Below are 16,377 nucleotides of genomic sequence, written 5' to 3' on the forward strand. Positions count from 1 at the left end.
TTTGCAATTTGAAAACTCATCTCTTAATATCAGGTGATAAAAAATATGTTTTATCCAATATTTGAAATTAAAGAGCTTTATTTGTGTGCCAGACATCATCCTGTTTTTTTTATTCAAAACAAAATTAATTCTTCTTTAAAGAACATTGGTAAAATAAAATCACTATTTTACTGGCACAGCTTATAACATTTATGCAAATCAAGAAGATAGACACCAAAAGACTTTATTTAATCCCATTTACAATTTGCATTTGCCAGGAATTACTCCATCATAATTTTACGATTTTAAAACGTATGGACATTAATCCGGGTGAGCATTGGCCGGATGAAGATATGCTGGAAACCCTGCCCAGAATAATTGACAAACTTAAACTGGTAGACTCACCTTCTGGTTTTGAATCCTGGATAATTATTGAAAAGAAAACAAATCTGATTATTGGAGATACCGGATTTAAAGGATTACCGGATATAAATGGCTGCGCAGATATTGGCTATGGAATTATAGCCCGTGCCAGACGTCAGGGTTATGCCACTGAAGCTGTGAACGCTTTAATAGACCGGGCATTCCAAAAACCTGAATTGAACTTAATAACGGCAAGTTGTGAGCGCACAAATACAGGGTCTGCAAAGGTTTTACAAGGACTTGGTTTTAGCTTTAAAGGTACAAATGAAGGAATGTTTCAATGGGAGCTACCCCGTATGGCCTTATAATTTGACGATCTTGTTACTCTACAAAATCAGTAGAATTTAATTACATATAGTATATTCGCATCATTATTACAAATAACCGTTCAAAATTGATAAGCATATGTATAAAAAAACTCTTGGTATAGGTTTGTTAGCACTTTTATCTGTTGGCGCAACAGCACAGACTTCTCTTCAGCAGGGAGCCTGGCGTGCTGCACTTCAAAGAAATGATGGAAATAGTATTATTTTCAACCTGGATATTCAGCAGCAGAAAGGAAAAACAGTATTCTATATCGTGAATCATCCTGAAAAAATGCGCGCTGATGATGTAACTATCGTTAAAGATTCAGTATTTATTAATATGCCTTTTTTTGAATCTGCATTCAGATTGAAGATTATATCAAAAGATAGTCTTTCGGGAACCTGGATCAGAAAAACTACATCAAAAGATATTGTTATGCCTTTTACCGCAACCACCAAACAGGCTTATCGTTTTCCGGCTGTAAATGGTGACGCTGCAGCAAGTGCAGATGGCAAATGGAAAATTGACTTTACAAAAGGAACTGGTTCTGAACGCGAAGCTATCGGTCAGTTCTCACAAAAAGGAAACCAGGTTACAGGCTCCATACTTACCCCTTCTGGTGACTACCGTTACCTTTCTGGCATAGTTACCGGCGATTCATTGCAATTATCTACTTTCGATGGCATTCATGCTATTGTATTTACCGGAAAGATCAATAAAGGGAATATCACTGATGGGAACGTATACAGTGGGCCGGTTTCCAAAGAAAAATGGACAGCCGTAAAAGATGACAATGCTGCGCTATCAACAGAACAGTTCACAAAACTTAAAGATGGTGAAGATGGCACCCTGAATTTCAGTTTCCCTGACATTGATGGAAAACAGGTTTCGATTAAAGATAAGCGATTTAAAAACAAAGTCGTGATCATACAGTTAATGGGCTCATGGTGCCCTAATTGCATGGACGAAACAGCTTTTCTAAGCGAATATTACAACAAGAACAAACAAAAGGGCATAGAAATAGTTGGGCTTGCTTACGAGTACTCTACAGACGTTAAACGTTCAGCTGCCAGTATACGTAAGTTTCAAAAGAGATTTGATGTAAAATATCCTTTACTGATTACTCCTGCTACAGTTTCTGATCCTTCACGTACAGAAAAGACTCTTCCGCAGCTAACAGCAATTAAAGTATTCCCAACTACACTGATTCTTGATAAAAGTGGAAAAGTAACAGAAATTACAACTGATTTTTACGGACCGGGTACAGGTGATTATTATACCAGGTACAAAGCAGCTTTTGAAAAGAAAATTGATGAATTACTGGCAAAATAATTCAGCCAGCATATAATTGCATAAAAAAACGCCCGGGTCATATGGCCCGGGCGTTTTTTATGCAGTTATAACTGAATATATTCATAATTATCAGTGCTGCTAAGCGCTGGTAATTATTTTTTCAATTGTTTTTTTGTAGTTGCTGTCAATTCACGTTTCGCTAATGCATGACATTCATAGATGGCATCACTGAACATCATCTGCTCTGGCGGAGTTTTCTGAGTAGAAGCTGAAGGTCCTCTAAGGGCACCTACAAGTCCTAATTCTCTCGCTACGTAAACATATCTGATAGCATCAATAACTACACCAGCAGAGTTAGGTGAATCCTGAACTGAAAGCTGCGCATCAAAGATTACCGGAGCACCCATAAATCCTTCTAATTCAAGACGGAAGTTAGCTACTTTGTTATCTCCATAGTAAGCGATATATTCTGAAGGGCCTGCATGAAGGAAACTATCTTCAGTGGAGATACCTCTGATATCATTTTGTGCACGGATTACATTTTCTTTAGAGATCTTTTTAGATTTCAGACGATTTTTGTCTTCCATGTTAAGGAAATCTGTGTTTCCGCCAACATTTCTCTGAATATGCGCTTTTACATGATGACCTCTTTCAAAAGCTAATTCCTGAAGCATCTGAGAAACGATACTTGCGCCAAACTGGCTACGCATATCATCTCCGATAATCGGGATACCAGCATCTATAAATCTTTGCTCCCATGCAGGGTCTGAAGCAATAAATACAGGAATACAGTTAACTAAAGAAATACCTAATTCGATGCAGATTTCTGCATAAAATTCTGTAGCCAGCTGTGAGCCTACAGGAAGGTAGTTGATTAATACTTCAACTTCGTGTTTACGCAATTGCGCAACGATTTCGGCACGAAGTGTATCTACCTGAGCCTTATCATAAGTAACGCTGTCAATCAGAATATCTGTATTTTTTAATTCATCTTTGATTACGAACCTGTTAGCTTCAGGATAAGCAGCCATTTGCGGAGATACACCATCAATAACAGGTGATCTGTATATTGGAGCCTCTGACTCTATATCTGCATTAAGTACAATTGTACAATTTGGTTTGGCAAAAATAGCGTCCTTTAAAGGATGACCGATTTTTCTTTCGTCAATATCGAATCCACAAACGAATTCAATATTTGCCGCTTTATATCCACCAATATCATTAGCCATCAATCCTGATGTCTTTTCAGCATGTTTAGTGTAAAATTCCACGCCTTGTACTAATGAGCTGGCGCAATTACCTACGCCTAAAATTGCAACTCTGATTTTCTTTCCTTGGTTATGCATTGTTTGAACTTGGGTTATTCTATATTTATCAGACGGAGAGCTTAAAGGCAGAATTCATCCATCTAAATCTCCGCAAAAATAGAAATCCGATTATTATTTCTAGTATAGTTTTGGGCAATATAGAGATTATTATCATAAGATGATTAAATTTTACATTCTGACAACTTTAAGAACATAGTCAGTTTTTTATAAAATTACCATATCAGGGATTCTTATATGTTATCACAATTATTCGTTCTATCATTAAATTAATCTTTTTTAGCTGTATATTAACCCCTGAAAAATGTCCCCGCAACTAAGAAATGTTATAAAAACTTCTTGCTAAATTATTTGTTAAGAATCTCGTGCTGGTCAATAACAAGCCGATATAACAAAAACATTATGTCCATGAATAACTATAAGGATCAACACACGATACTTCCCTATCTGATGCTTGAAAATGCAGTAGAATTTATTGAATTCGTTAAAACAGTTTTCAATGCTGAAACCTGTTTATTAAGTATAGCTGCAGATAACAGAACCGTTTTATCAGCGGAGATCAAAATTGGGCATAGCACTTTATTATTGTCTGAGGCAGCTGATAAACATGGAAAGGCTGTTGGCAATCTTTTTATCTATGTAGGTAATGCTGAAGAAACATTTCAAAGAGCCATATTTCATGGCTCTTCTGTTATAAAAGAAGTATCTGATATGGATTATGGAAGATGCGGTGGTATACAGGATCCATTTGGCAATACCTGGTGGTTAACCACTGCTGAATAAAAATTCATATTAAATCATTTGTTTCTGAGATCCCTTTAAGGCAGTTTTTTAAAAATGTTAGCAATTACCTGAGGGATTTCGTTAATTGCTTTTTCTGGATTACCGACTTCTCCTTCTGCCCAGCCTCTCCAGATTACTTTCGATGTTTTACGATCGATAATATCAATCATAATACTGTTTGCTTTAACCCTTATACTTCTTTCTCTTTCTCCTACGTAAACCGGAAGAGGATTATAATAGGAATAGTAATAAACCCTTCTTCCACCATAATAGGAAACACGAGGAAGTATTCTTGACGGAGGGTTATAATAAACAGGGTCTGAATAATCCTTAATCTCTTTATTTACCACAGCTGTATATCTGAGCAATAAATCAGGATTATCGCTTTGAAGATTAAAACCTCTTTTGCCCATTTCCTGGCTCGCTGACTCTACAATTTTGTCAGTAGCTATATCATTATCATAAATAGAGGTTGATTTTGATTTACCTTCAGGTATCCAGGCGAAGGTTTTATATTTTGAAGGATCCAATGGTTTATGAGCCACTGAATAATAGTTGTATGAAGAGCATCCTGAAAGTGCAGCAACAACAAACAGTAATAAAATCAGCTTTTTCATTTTCGTTTATTTTTTGATTAAACTCAAATACCAATAATTGTATTCAGAATAATAGACAGGAAATAAATAGAAAAGTTTAATATAAAGCCTTGCCAATTCCTTTTGCAGAGACCTGAAGATTCATCATCTCTCTTTGAACAGACACGCTAAAATCGTATAGTATACTATACACTATTTTACTTAAGCTATAAGACAGCTACTCTGTACATTCTATTTCTCTTAAATACCATAATAAACTGATTTACTGTTAAATAAATTTCAAATACATCCATCACAGCATTCAAAGTCAGCTAACGGATTAGTTATTGCAAAGCATCAATAGTAACAAGAATGTTATAAATCTAACACATTATTTATCATTATGAAAACAAAATCATTTTTAAAAAACTTAGTTAAGGGGGCAGCCATTCTATCTGTGGCTGTATTTGTATCTTCCTGCAAAAAGAACGATGTTGACAGTTCCGGATCTGCAAATGTTAAAGTTGTAAATGCATCACAAACTTCACCTAACCAGGGATTTTATTTAGCCAACAAAACTGTTGTAAACGGAGGTTTGTCTTTTGCTAATTCATCAGCTTATATTACCACGAATTCAGGTAATAATCTTGTAGCAGAATTCAGAAGCGACGGATCTTCTACACCTTATGCAACAGGTAAATCAGACATTAAAAATGGTTCAAGCTACACTGTATTTTTAGCAGGTGACGGACAAGCTTCAAGAGTGAAAATTTATGAGGATGACAGAAGTGCACCTGCCAGTGGACAAGCTAAAGTAAGATTTATTCATTTAAGCGATGCTGCTCCCGTTAATATTGATATCAGACGTGCATCAGGTGAAAATCTGGCTGCAAATTTAGGGCGTGATGTTGCAACTAACTTTATGACTGTTGCTCCTGGAGTTCTTTCACTTAACGTTTATGCCGCAGGACAGTCTACAAGTCTGGGCAGCTTTAATTTATCAGCATTTGCAGCTGATAAAACTTATACCGTATATATCACAGGTTCTACTGCAAATTCAATTTCAGTACGCCAGATCACACAAGAATAATTTTTCTTTTGATTAACAAAAAGCCGGTTTCTTTAAAGAACCGGCTTTTTATGTTTAAACTGATATTCCAGACTATCAGTAAAGAATCTTTAGAAAAAGTATTTTACTGATAATCCTGCAAATCCATTTCTCTTAGGCGAAGGATTAAAATACGCAGGCTGGGCACCACCATATCCAACTGCATTTAAAGATAAAATCGAGCTGTAGGATTCATTGAAAAGATTGTCAATTCCACCATAAACGTTGACTTCGAAAGCTTTTCCCAATCTCTTTTTATACCCTGTTTTAATACTGACAACCTGATATGATGCATTATAATCAGTGTTTTTATCATTTAACGGCATTTTATCATTATAGTAGTAATTCAGATAACTATACAAACCAAATCTCGTTTCTAAGTCCAGTCCCGCACTAACTACCCAAGGTGAAATGCCTGTCAGTGCATTTCCATTATAAGAAGCCGTGACTGCATTATTTGCATCCAGAATCTGATAATCTTTGAATTTAAAAGCAGAATAAGTCAATGCAACAAATGGTCTCAGACTAGTTATTGCCTGATTGTCATCTGGTTTTAAGGCTTGCCATGACAACGCCAGTTCAGCACCATTATGTGTAGTTTTTCCTGCATTATTATAAATAGTTATACTTTGTTGTACAGATTGGGCGATCAACTCCCCTTTCATATCCATTTTGAATAAAGAAAGATCATAGCTCAGGCGCGAATTCAGCAAATTACCTTTTGCATTGATTTCATAATTGATAGCTTTCTCTGCCTGTAAAGACGGATTGATCGATCCATCTACATTTTTAACCTCTGAACTTGACGGCGGAGAGAAACCTGTACTTACACTCGCATGCAAACTCAAAGCATCCGAGAAGTTATGACTTATGGCGATACGGGGAGTCGCCTGTGGTTTAAAATCCTTTATTCCACTTTGTGAAGGAATAAGGTAATTAGAAACATCATATTTCAAACTGTTATAACTCACTCCCAAAGTCAATAAAGTACGTGCCCCCAATTGTGTCTCTGATTGATAAAACAAAGAGTAAAGTGTATTCCTGTAATCTATATTGCCATTTAATGCGCCTTCTGTACCCTTGTTGTTTACATATTGTGTCCCTTTAGTGAGTCCTTCGTTAAATTCAGCACCAACAATAAATTTAGTTGGCAATTCAGAAAACGCCGGATTATACGTAAAACTTGTTCTTCCACCATAACTCTGATAATAATTTCTTATATAAGCATAAGGTAACGGGTGGTTTAAATCATAGGAGTAGGTGAATACGCTGGTACTATTAGACAATTGATCATTAATTTGATATTGTTGTCCCAATCCTACCCTTGTCCAGGTCTGATAACGGCCAGCCTGTTTATCCAGGTTACTTGCGTTAGCCTGTAAAGGGTTAGCAGCGACCTGATCAGCAGTCAGCGATCCTGGAATCAGAGAATATTGTGTCGTGCGGTTAAGTAAAAGGGTAATAATACGCTTGTTACTTGGAAACAGCTGGAAGTTACCGGAAAGAAATCTGCGCATATCATCGCTATGTTCTCTATAGCCATCATACTCCTGCCAGCCATAAGAAACATAACTATTTATTTTATCTCCGCCACTGCGATAAGTAGCCGCCAACCGGTGTAAACCATAACTGCCTGCTAAAGCAGATGCTTCCAGACTTTGTTCCTGATAAGGGGAACGCTGCAGTTGAAAATTAATTACACCACCTGTTCCGGCTCCGTATATACTGGATGCAGGTCCCTTGATCACTTCGGCTCTACCGATACTATTCACATCCAAAGCTTCAATCCGGGTAGTTCCATCAGCTTCAGTAACCGGAATATCATTTAAATAAACTTTAATATCCCTTAATCCATAAGAAGACCTGACGCCGTTTCCACGAATAGAAATTCTGGCTTCAGACAAAGTGCTCTGGTCCATTCTTACCCCTGGTATAGAATTCAGCGCCGACTGAAAAGAAAGTCCGCTGCCACGATTGATATCATTACTGGTAATCATTCCGATAGATCCTGCAGTTTCTTTCTTGGTCCGGTTACCGGCAAAACCAGTTACACGCACTTCATTCAAACTGGATTCATCTGCATCCAGTTGAATATTTAGTGTTCCTTCTTTTTTACTGTAATCAACTTCCTGAGGTTTAAAACCAACAAGAATAAATTTATAATGCTGATTGGGGGTTGTATTTTCAATTTTAAAGTATCCATTTTTATCTGATACTGTAAGTAGTTTATTATCGGATGTTTTGATACTTACACCTGCAAGTGCCTGTTTAGTTTGAGAGTCATAAATATTACCTGTAACAGGTTGATTTTGCGCCTGGACGTTCTGCTGAAAAAAGGCAAGACCGGCAAGCAGCATCATAAATCTTAAAAGCTTCATTGTAAATTTTGAAATTATAATCCATATAAATATTGAATCAATTCCTCCCGGTCATGCTTAAACAGACCAAAAGAATTAATTCAGAGTTATACCGGGCATTAACAATGCCGGTTCAATAAGTGACTGTTTAGAATTTAAACAGATTTTAAGAATGGATTATACGCGGGGCGGCTGAAAGATATCAGCAGCATATGCCGGCAGAAGAAAAGGTAACTCAGGCTTATATATCCGTTCAACACGGACCATATAAGGATTAAATGATAGTTTCTCAACTACAACACCTAACTGGTACATGCTTCTTTGATTTTCATGTGCCCTGTTTCTTTCCTTTTGCTCTGCCTGTTTTAGTTTGCGCATCAGGTAACATTTACCATTGCAATGCATTTGCGGCTTGTCACGATTAATGCAGAGTTTGGAGACGATATAGCTCTCGTTCAGCTCAAACCCTGCACGCACAAAGACCTGGCTGAAATTAGCCGCCATTGTGAAGAAGATTAGGATATGTGCAAGAATGCTTCTGAACATTTTGCAAATATAGAAAATCTAAGTACTTATAGAACGGTCAAGATGAACATAACCACCATCTACATATAATAACTGTCCGGTGGTATGGCCTGACCTGGGAGACAACAGGAAAACCGTTGTATTTGCAATCTCTGCAGCAGTCGTCATGCGTTGTTCAAAAGGGATTTTTGCAGTAATATCTTTCAGCTTTTTTTCTGGTTCTGGCAGTGAGCTGATCCAGGTTTGATACAAAGGGGTATAACATTCTGCTACAATTACCGCATTTACACGAATGCTGTAAGGCAGCAATTCAACAGCCCATTCCCTGGTGAGCGCATTCCTGGCGCCATTTGAAGCAGCATAGGCCGAAGTACCTCCCTGCCCGGTATCAGCTACTTTTGAACCAATATTCACAATAGCCCCCCTGCTCTTTTTCAAATACGGCAAGGCATGATGAGCCATTAAATAATAATGAATCACATTTTTATGCAGGCTGTCTACAAAAGACTGGTAATTACCGTTCTCCAGCCCCACCCCATCATTTACCCCTGCATTATTTACCAGTCCGTCTATCCTGCCGAATATCCCGATAATAGTATTTATAGTTTGCGCTGCACTTTTTGGATCTGTCAGTTCGGCTACGACCTGAAAGGCTTGTTTACCTTCAAGGGTAATTTCGTTGACGAGTTTAAGGTTATCGGCTTCTTTCCTGCCTACAATAACAGGAATGGCACCTTCATCTGCCAGCTGGCGGACAATTCCTTCGCCAATTCCTTTTGCTCCGCCTGTCACAATAACTATTTTATCTTTTAATTGCAGATCCATTATCGAGTTTTAAATAATATTAACTTTAAACATAAGCTTTAACTTCCTGTCTGGAAACCCCAAGACCATCAATACCTAATTCTACCACATCCCCTGCTTTCAGATAAATTGGTGGTTTAAAACCAAGTCCTACCCCTGCCGGAGTTCCTGTAGAAATCACATCCCCTGGTAAGAGTGTCATAAACTGACTTACATAGGAAATTACAAAAGGTATATTGAAAATAAAGTTCGAAGTATTACCATCCTGCATCGTTTTACCATTTACTTTAAGCCAAAGACGTAATTTATTCAGGTCACCTAATTCATCAGGAGTAGCTAAAAATGGACCTAAAGGAGCAAAAGTATCACAACCTTTTCCTTTGTCCCAGGTTCCGCCTCTTTCGATTTGAAACTCACGCTCTGAAACATCATTGTGAAGCGCATAACCAGCGACATACTCCAATGCTGCTGACTCTTCAACATAAGATGCTCTTTTACCAATCACCACTGCTAACTCTACTTCCCAATCCGTTTTCTCAGAGTTCTTCGGGGTAATAATATTGTCATTCGGACCCACTAAGGCAGTGGTCGATTTCATAAAGATAATGGGTTCAGCCGGTAGTGGTGCATTCGTTTCTTTAGCATGGTCTGCATAATTTAAACCAATACATATAATTTTAGATGGACGTGCAATTGGTGAGCCCAAACGTTCAGTGTCCGGTATTAAGGTCAGTTTACCTGCATTTGCATGTACAAATTCAGCTAATGCTGCCAAACCATTATTCTCAAAAAAATCTTCATTATAATCTCTGCCAAAAGCAGACGTATCGTACTTAATATCATTGATAATCACACCGGTTTTTTCACGGCCAGCTGCGCCCCATCTTATTAATTTCATAAATATCTTTAGTTGTTAAGTTTAATAAATCCTCCGTCAATCGGATAATCATTTCCAGTAATAAACCCTGATTCTTCTGCACAGAGATACAAGGCCAGTGCAGCCACTTCTTCAGGTTTACCCATTCGTCCTATAGGCTGACTTTGCGAGAGCCTGGCAAATACTTCTTCTTCTTGTCCAGCGTAGTTTTTAGCAATAAAACCATCTACAAAAGGGGTATGAACCCTGGCAGGAGAAATACTGTTACAACGGATACCATCTTCCAGATAATCACGCGCTACAGACATCGTCATGGCATAAATAGCACCTTTACTCATGGAATAAGCAAACCTGTCTGCTATCCCTACAACAGCTGCTATAGATGCCATATTCAAAATCACCGGACTTTCACTTTTCTTTAAAAATGGAATAGCAGCAAATAAGGTATTATAAGCCCCCTTTACATTCACTGCAAATACTTTATCAAAATCCTCTTCACTGGTGGTATCAGCCTTACCAATGTGCGCAATACCAGCATTGTTAACCAGAATATCAGCAGCTCCAATCTGATAAAAAATATCCAGCACCTGATTTTGATTACTCACATCACAACCATGAGCATAGGCTTTACCATTATTTTTTTGAATTTCTATAACTGTTTCCTCAGCTGCATCAGCATTGAGTTCTATAATATGTACATCCGCACCCTGTCTGGCAAATAGTATAGAAATAGCTTTTCCTATACCACTTCCTCCGCCAGTAACAATGGCTATTTTTCCTTCTAAACTAAACATATATTAAATTATAATGAAACACCTCTTTTCCATGGAATAAAATCATCCTGCCCTAATTCTACAGCTTTAGGCTTAATTATACCACTGGCTACGTCAATCACATAATTAAGGATTCTTTCACCAGCTTGCTGAATACTTTCTGTTCCTTCAATGATAGTTCCGCAGTTAATATCGATAATATCAGGCATCTTATTGAATAAGGCAGTATTTGTAGAGATTTTAATTACTGGCGCCACCGGATTTCCGGTTGGCGTTCCCAAACCCGTTGTAAAAAGAACAATGTTCGCACCTGAACCTACTTCGGCAGTTGTACTTTCTACATCACTGCCCGGAGTGCATAACAGGTTCAGACCAGGTTTTGTAACTTTCTGCGGATAATCAAGTACGGCAGTAACAGGTGAATTTCCTCCTTTTTTTGCCGCACCCGCAGACTTTATAGCATCCGTAATTAAACCATCTTTAATATTCCCTGGAGATGGATTTGCATAAAACCCCGAACCTGTCGCTTCTGCAAGGGCATTGTAAGTGCTCATCAAACTCATGAAACGGTTAGCAGTCTCTGTGTCTATACAGCGGTCACTCAATTCTTGTTCAACACCACATAACTCCGGAAACTCTGCTAAGATAACACTCCCTCCCAGGGTAACCAGCAGATCTGAAAGATGCCCCAATGCAGGATTAGCTGAAATCCCTGAAAATCCATCAGAGCCACCACATTCTAAACCTATACAGAGTTTTGATAAAGGTGCTGGTGCTCTTTCTTTTTGATTAGCAGTCATCAGGCCGGTAAAGGTCTGTTTTAATGCTTCCTGCAATAGTTTACTTTCGGTGCCCAGTTTTTGCTGTTCCAGAACGACTAATGGTTTGCTAAATTCCGGATCTCTTTTTTTAATTTCAGTTTCAAGAATACTGATCTGTGCATGCTGACAGCCCAAACTCAGGACTGTTGCTCCAGCTACATTTGGATGTGTAATATATCCGGCTAATAAACCACATAAGGCATCAGAATCCATTCTCGTTCCTCCACAGCCCATATCATGGTTCAGGAATTTAATACCGTCTATATTTGGAAATAATTTATTAGTGGGAGCTATGGAAGCAGAATGCTGTAAATCTGCCTGTAAAATATCTTCTACACTTTTACCTGTTTGATATAAGGCTATTAAACCATCCACTTCGTTTTCATAGCTTTTAGCTTTTTTAAAGCCCAGCTTTCCGGTTAATGCTTCTTTAAGGACTTCTACATTCCGGTTTTCACAAAATACCAGCGGAATAACAATCCAGTAATTGGCAGTTCCGACAGCACCATCTGCTCTATGGAACCCCATAAAAGTCCGATCTCTGAAAGATCTGGTATCGGGCTTTTGCCAGGCTGTTTTTCTTTCTCCTAACTGATAACCTTCAGCAGCATGTTTTACATTATTGACTGTTATTGCATGTCCCGCAGGAATCGCTTCACTCGCTTTACCCACCAGCACGCCATACATGAAAATGCTGTTCCCTTCAGACAGGTCATGTATGGTAAATTTGTGCTTGGCGGCTATCGGTGTGATTATATCAAACGTTTGTTCGTTAAACTTCACTTTAAATCCCGCCGGCAAGTCGACCAGAGCTACCAATACATTATCCATCTGATGAATTTGTATAAAGTAAGTTGTTTCTGATTGCGGCATATTATTCAAGTTCAAAAATCTGATTCATTAACATCCATTTTTCTCCGGGTTTAGCTCCAGGTAGGGCCTGTTGGTATTTCCACATCAGCTTTTCCCATTCCTGTACCCTTTCATCAGCAGCATCCATTGCTGCCTTATATTCGAAACTGAAAGTATCGTTTACTTCCATTCTCATCACCAGGCGGTTTGAAAAACGATAAATCTGCATCTTTTCAATACCAGATTTTTTGATACTGGCATAGATTTCAGGCCATATTTTTTGATGACATTTTTCGTATTCCCTGATGAGTTCAGGATCATTAATCAGATCAAGCGTTAAACAATACGTTCTCATTTATCTCTTTTCTATTTTTAGATAGTGCTGTGTTTTTGTATATTCAAAGGAAAGTAATTTTGATTTTATTTATTTTATCATTTGAACGAAAGATTAAATGATTTTGGCATATTTACCTTTTATCAGCCATCATTTGTAACAAAAAAAATGAAACCTCAACTTTTAAAAGCATCACCAAACCCAATTCATTCATTTAATGCAAGACAGGACAATGTACCTTATATCAATAACCGCTGGCACTATCACTCTGAAGTAGAATTGATACATTTCAAAAAAGGTAACGGCACACAATTTATCGGTGACAGCATTAAGCGTTTCCGTTCTGGTGATGTCATACTAATCGGTGCACATCTGCCGCATTACTGGAGATTTGATGATGTTTATTTTGATGAAAAGGAAAATACCAGTGCAGATGTACGTGTTATACACTTCAATGAAAATTTCTGGGGAGATGTTTTTCTCAATCTGCCGGAAAACAAACTGATTAAAACCACATTGGAAAAAGCAAGACGGGGAATTCAGATTGGCGGGCAAATTAAAAATAATATAGGAGAATTGCTGGAACAGCTTTTACAAGCCGAAGGTTCCAGAAAAATTATGTTGCTGATGGAGGCATTAACAAGTATTGGCAATTGTACAAAAACCAGGCTCCTTTCTTCGATCGGCTTTAAACATAACTTTGAAGATTCAGAAAATGACAGGATTCATGCGATCTATGAATTTTCACTTGCTAATTTTAAGCGCAAGATACAGACTCAGGAAGTAGCAGATATTGCACATGTAAGTGTAAACTATTTTTGCAGATATTTTAAGTCAAGAACAAGAAAGACCTATTCTCAGTTCATTAATGAAATAAGAATAGGTCATGCTTGTAAATTACTGATCGAAAATAAGATCAATGTGAAACAGATCTGTTATGAAAGTGGCTTTTATAATTTCGCCAGTTTTCATAAATATTTTAAATCAATTACGGGCAAAAGTCCGCTCAGCTATCAGCGTGAGTTTTTTAATGACCGGAAAGAAACGATTATTTCTCCTGCATAGTTGTCAAAGTAGATTTCAATGTTTTTACTATAGCTGAAGAATTGTCAGGTGCAGCAAAGATTTTATGTGCAGACGCTGCTTTTCCATAAAACTCAGTATTAGCCTCGGCATCTATAGCCAGAGAAGCTCCATTTAAAGAAATCCCTGCAAACAGTCCTTTGCTACGGGAATAAGAATAGACCTCAGCTTCAAGCTTATAGTCCGTATTAGCAGTTGAATTCCTGCCTACAGGGCCTGCAGCGACAGAAAGATCACCACCAAGCGTAAAACTGCTCTTTTTAATATCAGTTAAACTGGTACTATGTTTAAAAACAAGAACAAGATCAACTGACTGTACTCCTATTTGTGCCCCAATGCTACCTCCGGTAATGGTTACAAAGACAGGATTACTCCATGTTCCGTCTGCTCTTTTTACCATAGCAACCCCCTTTCCTCTCTTAGCACCGATCACAAAACCTGCATTGATTAATTTGGGAACGACAATAATCCCTTGTGTAACAGCGAGTAATTCTGATGGAATAGACTCCTTCATTTTACTAAAGTCTGTAAGTACAGTTGTTGCAGCTTCGACTTTTTTTTCTTCCTTTTCCTGTGCATTAACCGAAGCGCTTAAAAATAAACCTGCACATAATAGAAGTGCAATTTTGAATTTCGGTAATTTTATCCTTTTCATAATAGTCCTGGTTTTATTTGAATCCATAATTAACTATAAATAGTTAATCAAATTCGAAGCCAAGATTGTTAAAAAATAAAGAGCATCACTAATTCTGGATTAATGATGCTCCTTTTTTAAGGATAATCTTATTAAAAGTAAAGGATAAGAATTAAATTCCTGTCAAATACGTCTAATTGAAGAAAGGAATAATTACAATAGTCTCAGGAGATATAGTAGCTTCAGGAAAGTCTAATACACTCTTTTTCACTGTTGGTATTTGATATAATGGAGTTAATTCTAACTTCAAAAGATTTTGTTTGATTTTTTTCATAACACTGCTGGGTTGATTTTCATCAATAGTAAGAGTATCTTCTCATAATGAAAAAGTTATTACACGAACTAACATAATATCGAGGTAAATACACATATAATCTCTTATATTTGAAATAATGATTAACGCATTAAACTCAAAAAAGTTCAAATTTTACCGTGCCCATGTCTTTGTGTGGACACTATTTATAGCTTATGAGCTTCTTCTTATATTTTTGCTGCACCTGCATTCTTCTTCAATAATAGAGTATATTTATTACTATGCTCTTTACATCATTCTTTTTTATACAAATTCATATGTAGTATGGCCACAAATATATAAAAAGCCAATATACATTGGGGCAATATTAATCTTGCTGGAGCTAATTGGTTATATGCTGCTTAGATATTTTTTTACCGGATTTTCTCTTGCTTTTAATGTTCCAACACTTTTGTCGTCTACAATCAATTTAGATTCAATTGCCAGAACTGTTTATCGGTTTCTTTACCTTTTCGGACTAAGTTCTGCTTATTGGTTCGCTTTAAACATTATTACTCAGAGAAAAGAGATCACTGATTTAGAAAAAAGCAAATTACTCTCCCAACTCCATCACCAACAATTAGAGAAACAGCTTATAGATTCTGAAGTAGCCTATTTAAAATCACAGATCAATCCGCATTTCTTATTTAACACTTTAAATTTCCTGCATAATACAGCTATTACAACAGCTCCGCAATTAACCAGGCCAATACTTTTATTATCTGATATTATGCGTTATGCATTAACTGAAATACCTCAAAATGGCAAAGTTGAACTCTCAGATGAAATAGAACAGATCGCCTCTTTTATTGATTTAAATCAATTTAGGTTTGATCATAATTTACAGCTATCTTTCACCATTACAGGCAATACCGGTAATTTAAGAATACTTCCTTTAATCCTGCTAACACCTGTAGAAAATATTTTTAAATATGCTGATCTTAAAAATGTTGAACATCCAGTAAAAATTAATCTCGATATTAATGAAAACAAACTGCAATTTACTATCTACAATAGAAAAATAAGAACTAGAAAACCTATTCCAAGTCACGGTATAGGCCTTAAAAATTTAAAACTGAGGCTTGATTCATATTATTCAGATGCCCATGAGATTCAAATAATAGAAACAGCAGATGATTATACGTTCAAGCTTCATATAACTTTATAACCTTT

Annotated in this window: 16 protein-coding genes; 6 read left to right on the forward strand and 10 right to left on the reverse strand. The window is 37.0% G+C overall.

Annotation, left to right across the window (positions count from 1 at the left end; translation table 11 throughout):
* Positions 1 to 191 precede the first annotated feature (191 nt).
* Both HDE68_RS18755 and HDE68_RS18760 read left to right on the forward strand, forming a co-directional pair.
* Positions 192 to 710, forward strand: coding sequence for a GNAT family N-acetyltransferase (locus tag HDE68_RS18755; RefSeq protein WP_183883760.1), 519 nt, complete (start codon positions 192 to 194; stop codon positions 708 to 710).
* A gap of 97 nt (positions 711 to 807) precedes the next feature.
* Positions 808 to 2,040: a peroxiredoxin family protein gene (locus HDE68_RS18760; RefSeq protein ID WP_183883761.1), complete on the forward strand. Its 1,233-nt coding sequence runs from the start codon at positions 808 to 810 to the stop codon at positions 2,038 to 2,040.
* A gap of 113 nt (positions 2,041 to 2,153) precedes the next feature.
* Here the strand turns inward: HDE68_RS18760 and HDE68_RS18765 are convergent, their stop codons facing one another.
* On the reverse strand, positions 2,154 to 3,347 hold the full coding sequence (locus HDE68_RS18765) for an inositol-3-phosphate synthase (protein ID WP_183883762.1): 1,194 nt from the start codon (positions 3,345 to 3,347) through the stop codon (positions 2,154 to 2,156).
* Positions 3,348 to 3,734: 387 nt separating this feature from the next.
* Between HDE68_RS18765 and HDE68_RS18770 the strand changes: the two genes are divergently transcribed.
* Positions 3,735 to 4,109 carry a VOC family protein gene (locus HDE68_RS18770; protein WP_183883763.1) on the forward strand — a complete coding sequence of 125 codons (375 nt, stop codon included), beginning with the start codon at positions 3,735 to 3,737 and terminating at the stop codon, positions 4,107 to 4,109.
* Positions 4,110 to 4,144: 35 nt separating this feature from the next.
* On the opposite strand, the gene HDE68_RS18775 is transcribed toward HDE68_RS18770, so the two are convergent.
* A complete protein-coding gene (locus HDE68_RS18775; protein ID WP_183883811.1) occupies positions 4,145 to 4,726 on the reverse strand; it encodes a DUF4136 domain-containing protein in 582 nt (193 codons plus the stop codon).
* Between the two features lie 361 nt (positions 4,727 to 5,087).
* Here HDE68_RS18775 and HDE68_RS18780 point away from each other — a divergent pair, with 361 nt between their 5' ends.
* Complete coding sequence (locus HDE68_RS18780) at positions 5,088 to 5,774, forward strand: DUF4397 domain-containing protein (protein ID WP_183883764.1); 687 nt, start codon at positions 5,088 to 5,090, stop codon at positions 5,772 to 5,774.
* An 89-nt stretch (positions 5,775 to 5,863) separates the two neighbouring features.
* Here HDE68_RS18780 and HDE68_RS18785 read toward each other — a convergent pair whose 3' ends face one another.
* The 7 genes from HDE68_RS18785 to HDE68_RS18815 form a co-directional block, all read right to left on the reverse strand.
* Positions 5,864 to 8,170, reverse strand: coding sequence for a TonB-dependent receptor domain-containing protein (locus HDE68_RS18785; RefSeq protein ID WP_183883765.1), 2,307 nt, complete (start codon positions 8,168 to 8,170; stop codon positions 5,864 to 5,866).
* A 156-nt stretch (positions 8,171 to 8,326) separates the two neighbouring features.
* The gene (locus tag HDE68_RS18790) at positions 8,327 to 8,695 is read right to left on the reverse strand and encodes a hypothetical protein (RefSeq protein ID WP_183883766.1); all 369 of its coding nucleotides are present in this window, start codon (positions 8,693 to 8,695) and stop codon (positions 8,327 to 8,329) included.
* A gap of 18 nt (positions 8,696 to 8,713) precedes the next feature.
* Positions 8,714 to 9,499 (reverse strand): SDR family oxidoreductase, encoded by a 786-nt coding sequence (locus HDE68_RS18795; protein ID WP_183883767.1) that lies wholly within the window; start codon positions 9,497 to 9,499, stop codon positions 8,714 to 8,716.
* 25 nt (positions 9,500 to 9,524) lie between these two features.
* The gene (locus HDE68_RS18800) at positions 9,525 to 10,376 is read right to left on the reverse strand and encodes a fumarylacetoacetate hydrolase family protein (RefSeq protein ID WP_183883768.1); all 852 of its coding nucleotides are present in this window, start codon (positions 10,374 to 10,376) and stop codon (positions 9,525 to 9,527) included.
* An 8-nt stretch (positions 10,377 to 10,384) separates the two neighbouring features.
* Positions 10,385 to 11,149, reverse strand: a complete 765-nt coding sequence (locus tag HDE68_RS18805) for an SDR family NAD(P)-dependent oxidoreductase (RefSeq protein ID WP_183883769.1) — start codon at positions 11,147 to 11,149, stop codon at positions 10,385 to 10,387.
* A gap of 8 nt (positions 11,150 to 11,157) precedes the next feature.
* A complete protein-coding gene (locus tag HDE68_RS18810) occupies positions 11,158 to 12,822 on the reverse strand; it encodes a UxaA family hydrolase (RefSeq protein WP_183883770.1) in 1,665 nt (554 codons plus the stop codon).
* Position 12,823: 1 nt separating this feature from the next.
* Positions 12,824 to 13,156 (reverse strand): L-rhamnose mutarotase, encoded by a 333-nt coding sequence (locus HDE68_RS18815; protein WP_183883771.1) that lies wholly within the window; start codon positions 13,154 to 13,156, stop codon positions 12,824 to 12,826.
* A 606-nt stretch (positions 13,157 to 13,762) separates the two neighbouring features.
* Here HDE68_RS18815 and HDE68_RS26720 point away from each other — a divergent pair.
* Positions 13,763 to 14,200, forward strand: coding sequence for a helix-turn-helix domain-containing protein (locus HDE68_RS26720; protein ID WP_411267946.1), 438 nt, complete (start codon positions 13,763 to 13,765; stop codon positions 14,198 to 14,200).
* On the opposite strand, the gene HDE68_RS18825 is transcribed toward HDE68_RS26720, so the two are convergent.
* The gene (locus tag HDE68_RS18825; protein ID WP_183883773.1) at positions 14,184 to 14,873 is read right to left on the reverse strand and encodes a lipid-binding SYLF domain-containing protein; all 690 of its coding nucleotides are present in this window, start codon (positions 14,871 to 14,873) and stop codon (positions 14,184 to 14,186) included. The genes HDE68_RS26720 and HDE68_RS18825 overlap by 17 nt on opposite strands.
* 431 nt (positions 14,874 to 15,304) lie before the next feature.
* Here HDE68_RS18825 and HDE68_RS18830 point away from each other — a divergent pair, with 431 nt between their 5' ends.
* On the forward strand, positions 15,305 to 16,372 hold the full coding sequence (locus HDE68_RS18830) for a sensor histidine kinase (protein WP_183883774.1): 1,068 nt from the start codon (positions 15,305 to 15,307) through the stop codon (positions 16,370 to 16,372).
* The last annotated feature ends 5 nt before the right edge of the window (positions 16,373 to 16,377 follow it).

The organism is Pedobacter cryoconitis, from assembly GCF_014200605.1.
GTDB lineage: Bacteria > Bacteroidota > Bacteroidia > Sphingobacteriales > Sphingobacteriaceae > Pedobacter > Pedobacter cryoconitis_B.